The sequence below is a fragment of the Streptomyces laculatispora genome (assembly GCF_017353455.1).
Classification (GTDB): domain Bacteria; phylum Actinomycetota; class Actinomycetes; order Streptomycetales; family Streptomycetaceae; genus Streptomyces; species Streptomyces laculatispora.
Genome location: NZ_JAFMPZ010000503.1, coordinates 22,999 through 28,998 on the forward strand (window position 1 = coordinate 22,999; position 6,000 = coordinate 28,998).

Annotated in this window: 3 protein-coding genes and 3 pseudogenes; all 6 read left to right on the plus strand. The window is 69.0% G+C overall.

The genetic code is table 11. From position 1 onward, the window contains the following. Positions 1-69: 69 nt before the first annotated feature. Positions 70-390: pseudogene (locus J1C73_RS25880) on the plus strand (transposase); the annotation flags it as partial. A 169-nt stretch (positions 391-559) separates the two neighbouring features. Continuing rightward, complete coding sequence (locus tag J1C73_RS25885) at positions 560-2,050, plus strand: ISL3 family transposase (RefSeq protein ID WP_443732226.1); 1,491 nt, start codon at positions 560-562, stop codon at positions 2,048-2,050. Between the two features lie 38 nt (positions 2,051-2,088). Continuing rightward, a pseudogene (locus J1C73_RS36250) lies at positions 2,089-2,304 on the plus strand (transposase); the annotation flags it as partial. Positions 2,305-2,669: 365 nt separating this feature from the next. Continuing rightward, positions 2,670-4,118 (plus strand): MFS transporter, encoded by a 1,449-nt coding sequence (locus tag J1C73_RS25895; protein WP_207318510.1) that lies wholly within the window; start codon positions 2,670-2,672, stop codon positions 4,116-4,118. A gap of 755 nt (positions 4,119-4,873) precedes the next feature. Beyond that, positions 4,874-5,677: an RNA polymerase sigma factor gene (locus J1C73_RS25900; RefSeq protein ID WP_207318511.1), complete on the plus strand. Its 804-nt coding sequence runs from the start codon at positions 4,874-4,876 to the stop codon at positions 5,675-5,677. Beyond that, positions 5,677-6,000, plus strand: a pseudogene (locus J1C73_RS25905) (hypothetical protein); the annotation flags it as partial. The gene J1C73_RS25900 and the pseudogene J1C73_RS25905, both read left to right, overlap by 1 nt.

Sequence of the window (6,000 nt, forward strand, 5' to 3'; positions counted from 1 at the left end):
CGTCGCCCTGGTGCAGGTTCTCGTCTTCCGGCTGAACCGGCCTGCTTCCAGGTGTTCCTGTCTGTTCCTGGGAAGAACAGCGGCAACTCACGCAACGGCACCCGAGCCAAGACCGTACTGACCGATGTCGGCCCGGTGGAGACAACCGTGCCCCGCGACCGCGCGGGCTCCTTCGAGCCGAAGATTGTCAACAAGCGGCAGAAGCGTCTGTCCGGCGTGGATGAGATGGTCATCCCGCTCGCGAAGGGTCTGACCACCGGCGAGGTTCAGGCTCACCTCCATCTCCACGATCACTGACAAGGTTCTCGAGGGCATGCCGAATGGCAGAACCGGCCCCTGGACGCCGTCTGCCCCGTGGTCTTCATCGACGCCACTCACGTGAAGATCCGGGTTCTGTCGACGATCTTGTGATCCGGACGGCTGAGCACGTTGCTCCGCCTGTTCGCGATCATGCATCGCGTGCTCTCGTGATGTGCTCCTCGAGCTGTTTCCGTACCTGTCCGCGTTGCTGATCGAGGAGGTCGAGCGGCGGCCGGACCAGGTAGTTCTGAGAGCGCGGGTGCGGGCGACGACTGGCTCCTGTCGGTGCGGTCAGAGCTCGGCCCGGGTGCACGGTCGGTACGTACGCAGGCTGCGTGATGTCGCCGTGGGCGGGCTCGGTGTCGTGATCGAGTTGTGCGTGCGCCGCTTCCGCTGCGAGAACCCTGCCTGCACGGCGGTGACGTTCGCCGAACAGATCTCAGGACTGACCACCCCGCACAGTCGGCATACCCCGCTGCTGCGCGAGGTGTTGACGCAGATCGGGCTGGCCCTGGCCGGCCGGGCAGGAGCCCGACTGGCGTCCGCGGTCGGACTCACCGTAGGAAAGGACACGCTGTTGCGGCTGGTCAGGGCTCTGCCCGAGCCGGAGATCGGCAAGGTGGAGATCCTCGGCGTCGACGACTTCGCCTTCCGCAAGGGCCGCCACTACGGCACGGTATTGATCGACATGGCCACCCACCGGCCGCTGCACCTCTACGACGGCCGCGAAGGCGAGGACCTGGCTGCCTGGCTCCGCGATCACCCAGAGGTGGAGGTCATTTGCCGGGACCGTTCCAGCGGTTACGCGGAGGGCGCTCGGGTCGGGGCACCGCAGGCCGAACAGGTCGCGGATCGCTACCACCTGTGGGCCAACCTCGGCCAGGCGGTCGAGAAGACGGTCAACGCCCATCGCTTCCGCCTGGCCGAACCGCCTCCCGGCTCGGCCTCCGGCCCCGACCACGCGGAGGTGGAGCCCGAAGTGGTCCAGCCACCGAAAGACCTGAAGATCGTGATCCGGCTGCGTGAGCAGCATGCTGCCGCCCATGAGCTGTGGCAGCAGGGGATGTCGAAGGCGGCGATCGGCCGGAAGCTCGGGCTGCACCAGGCCACGGTCCGTAAACTGGTCAACGCCCGCTCCGCCGATGATGTCGTGGCCAAGAACCTCCAACGAGCGCATGTTGTCGACCCGTACGTCGGCTACTTGCACCGGCGCTGGAATGAGGGCGTCAGGAACGCCGCCCAGCTCTACCGCGAAATCCAGCAACTTGGCTATCCCGGCGGAGAGTTGGCTGTTCAGCGGCATCTGCGGCACTACCGGAGCGGGCGCGGCCACGCACCCGACCCGGGACCGAAGCCTCCATCGGTCCGCGAGGTCACCTCCTGGATGATGACCCACCCCGAGCACCTGCGGGACGAGGACGCCGGCAAGCTGCACCGGCTGCGTGAGCGCGATCCCGAACTCGACCGGCTCACTCTTTACATCAGGAGGTTCGCCGCAATGATGACCGGTCGCCACGGCGACCGCCTCGAAGAGTGGATCACCGACGTCGAACGGGACAGTCTGGCTCCGCTTGCGGGCTTCGCCCGCAACCTCCGCCGCGACTTCGACGCGGTCCGCAACGGGCTGTCCCTGCCGCACAGTTCCGGTGCCGTCGAGGGCAACATCAACCGGCTGAAGATGCTGAAACGCCAGATGTTCGGCAGGGCCAGCCTCGATCTCCTTCGCAAACGCGTCCTGCTCACACGGTGAGCCTCGACCGTCCGGATCACAAGATCGTCGACAGAACCAAGATCCGCGACGGCGCGGTCGCCAACAGGCCCACACACGTGGCCCTGGCGGTCACGGCCGAGGGCCGACGGGACATCCTCGGGTGCGTCTACACGGCGATCATGTCGCTCGACCCCACCGGCAAGGGCCAAGCCCGCTGGACCATGCGCTGGAAGACCGCCCTGAACGCCTTCGATATCACCTTCGACGGCCGACTCTCCTCAGTCCGACAGTAACCGTCAACCCGGGTTACACCGCTCGTCTGACAGCCGCCAGTGGGGCGAGGCGATCTGCGGTGTCAAAGCGACGGCCCGGGGAGGGACCTGTGGCGGTGAGCGCGTACAGACGGTACGCCGCGAGTCCGTGGGCGGACCGGTTCTTCGTGACGTGGTCGCCCTCGTTGCTGCAGGACGGCGGCGAGGTCACCACCGTGACGTCGCTCTGTGGTGATCGCCTACGACCGTGACGGCTGACCTCGACCTGTTGCTTTCCAGACGGGGGGAGAGCCGCTGGCGATTCGGAGGCCTGGGCAGTGCAATACCGGAGAGGGGTATATTGCTGACCCGAGGAAATATACCCCCCTCCGGTATAGGAGACAGTTATGTCAACGCCAACCGCCCCTCCAAGTCCGCGCCGCTGGACGGCGCTCGCACTCATAGCCCTGGCCCAGTTCGCGGTGATCATGGACACGTCCATCATCGGTGTGGCTCTCCCCAAGATGCAGGTTGACCTGGGCTTCTCCCCGGAGGGTCTGTCCTGGGTGTTCAACGCCTACGTCGTTGCCTTTGGCGGGCTTCTCCTGCTCGGCGGCCGGCTGTCCGATCTGTTCGGCGCCAAGCGGATCTTCGTTGCCGGCTGGACAGTGATGGCCGCGGGATCCCTGGTCGCCGGCCTCGCCTCTGAGGTCTGGGTCGAACTGACCGGCCGCGCACTGCAGGGCGTCGGCGCCGCGCTGATCGCCCCGTCCGCCCTGACGCTCCTGATGATGCTCTTCGGCGCCCGTCCCAAGGAGCTGACCAAGGCACTGGCTCTTTACGGCGCTGCGGCCCCGGCAGGCGGCACCGCCGGCGTCTTCCTCGGCGGTGTGATCACCGAGTACGCCAGCTGGCCCTGGGTGTTCTACATCAACATCCCGATCGCCCTGGTCGTTCTGGCTGCGACCCCGGCTGTCATGCCCTCGGCTCCGGTCCGCCGCGGCTCCGTCGATTTCGCGGGAGCGGCCACCGTCACCGCGGGACTGGCCACCGCCGTCTATGCCATCGTCCGCGCCCCCGAAACCGGCTGGGGCTCAGCCCGGACCTGGCTCGTACTGTTGGCCGGCGTGGTACTGATCGCCGCGTTCATCGCCGTCCAGTCCAAGCGCCGCGAGCCGCTGATGCGGCTGGGTATCTGGCGGGCCCCCAACCTGGCCGGAGCGAACATCGCGCAGCTTCTGATGGCCGCCGCGTGGATCCCGATGTGGTTCTTCCTCAACCTCTACCTCCAGCAGGTCCTGGGACTGGGCGCCTTCGCCTCCGGCGCGGCACTGCTGCCCATGACGGTCGCCATCATGATCATGATGATCGTCCTGGCGCCCCGCCTGCTGGCCCGCTTCGGGGCCAAGCCGCTGATCGTTACCGGCCTGCTGGCCCTCGCGGCAGGCATGCTGTGGCTGTCCTTCGCCCGGGCGGAGGGCACCTTCTGGGTCGATGTCCTGCCCGCCTCCCTGCTGGCCGCGGCAGGCATGTCGCTGGCGTTCATCCCCTCCCTCGGTACCGCACTGTCCAGCGCGCGCCCCGAAGAAGGCGGCCTTGCCTCCGGCATCGTCAACACCAGCTACCAGGTCGGCTCCGCTCTCGGACTGGCTGCGATGACGGCCGTGTCCGCGGCGTACGGCGCGCGCGAACTCGGCAACCCCGGTGCGCTCACCAACGGGTTCTCCGCCGCATTCCTCGGCTCAGCAGCCCTCGCCGCCGTCGGCGCACTCGCGTCACTGCTCACCCTGCGCACAGCCTCCGCGCCGGATTCCACTCACGGCGAGGAGCGGCCCGCCAAGGCGAACGCAGCCTGAACCCGCCGGGATCATCGCGCGCCCGCAACGCACGTGTCGCCTGACAGGACAAGGAGCCCCTGTCAGGCGACACAGGGAGTTCAGGGGGCTGGGCCGCGGGCCGGCCAGCGTCACCTCGATGAGGCGGATCACAGCGGCTTGGGAGGAGAGACTCGCGGTGACGGTCAGGCGAACTATGCGTCTCGGCATCAGCCGTGCCCTGCCCCTCGCTTCCGTCACCCGCACCAGTCGATGATCGACCAGCTTCCATAACTGAGCTGAACCGGAAACTCAGGGCAGCTCACCCTGTGGAGGTCTCGGCGAACGTCAGGCACCACTCGCCGGGCTGCACCATGGCCCAGTACGGCAAGCGCCGGGTTGAGGGGGCCCGCAAGCCGGCTTCCGGGCCTGCGCAGCGCATTGGTTCGGGGAAGCTCGAACGGACCGGCCGGCGGGTTGGTCACGCGGTTGGTCACGCGAGTGATCTGAACGTGACATCAATGCAGTTCAGGCGGTCAGAACGCAGAAAGACGACCGGAGCCGCCACCCCCCACAGGAGAGGCCCCGGTCGTCTTCCGCGGGGCCGCAGGACGACCCCGTACTCATCTCAGCGCCGTGACTGCGTTTTCTGTCACACCGCGTCCCGGCCGCGGAATGTTGCGGGTTGTACAAGTCATGGACGTGATGGCCGCGAAGGACGTAGCGTGCTGAGTCGCGCAGGGTGGCGCGGCAGTGGTGACCAGCTGCGATTCAGGACATCAGGGCAGGTTGAGGGAGTGCTGGGGGACGACGCGGGGCTTACTGCCGCGGTGCTCGCGGCGCAGGACGGGGACGAGGACGCCTTCCGTACTGTGTACCGCGCTGTGCAGCCGCGGTTGCTGGGCTACATAAGGACGCTGGTGGGGGAGCCGGATGCCGAGGACGTGGCGTCCGAGTCCTGGCTCCAGATAGCGCGCGATCTCGACCGGTTCAGCGGTGACGCGGACCGGTTCCGGGGCTGGGCGGCGCGGATAGCGCGCAACCGCGCCCTGGACCATCTGCGGATGCGCGGCAGACGGCCCGCGGTCGGCGGCGACGAGACGGAACTGTCCGAGAAGCCGGCCGAGTCCGACACGGCCGCCGAGGCGATCGAGGCCCTGGCCACCGGCCGCACCATGTCGCTCATCGCCCAGCTGCCGCAGGACCAGGCCGAGGCCGTGGTGCTGCGCGTGGTGGTCGGTCTCGACGCGAAGAGCGCGGCGCTGACGCTGGGCAAGCGGCCGGGTGCGGTACGCACCGCCGCCCACCGCGGACTCAAGCGGCTCGCCGAACTGCTGCGGGCGGACGGTGCGGACAGCCCGGACGGCATGGACCATCCGGGGGGCGGGGGCGATCTGCCGGCCGCGGACCACGGGCAGGACGGCCGTCCGCACGACGGCGCCCCGGCCGACGTGCCGGCCCCCGCACAGACCCCGCACGGCAACGCGGCCGGCCGGACGGCGGAACTCGGCGCCGTACCCGCGCAACGCCCCTCCCGCACCGGCCTGGTGGCGCCCGCCGGTGTGACGCATTCGCGTCTGTGGACGCAGAAGGACATGTGATGGCCGACGAGCAGTACGAATGGCTTGACAAGGAAGCGGCGGAGAGACTGCTCCGCCGTGAACCGGTCGATCCTGCCGACGGCCGGCCGCAACCGGAGGCCGAGAGGCTCGCGGCCGCTCTGGACGCGGCGGCCCGGTCCGCCCGCCCGGCCACCGGTGAGCTTCCGGGTGAGGCCGCCGCGCTGGCCGCCTTCCGCGCCGCCCCCCGCTCCGCGACCCGTACCCGCTCCGCGTCCGCGCGGGCGGGCCGGGTGCCCGCCGCCGGGGCGGACGGGATCGGCGAGACCGGCATGCTCGCGCCCGTACACATAGGCCGGGCCGCC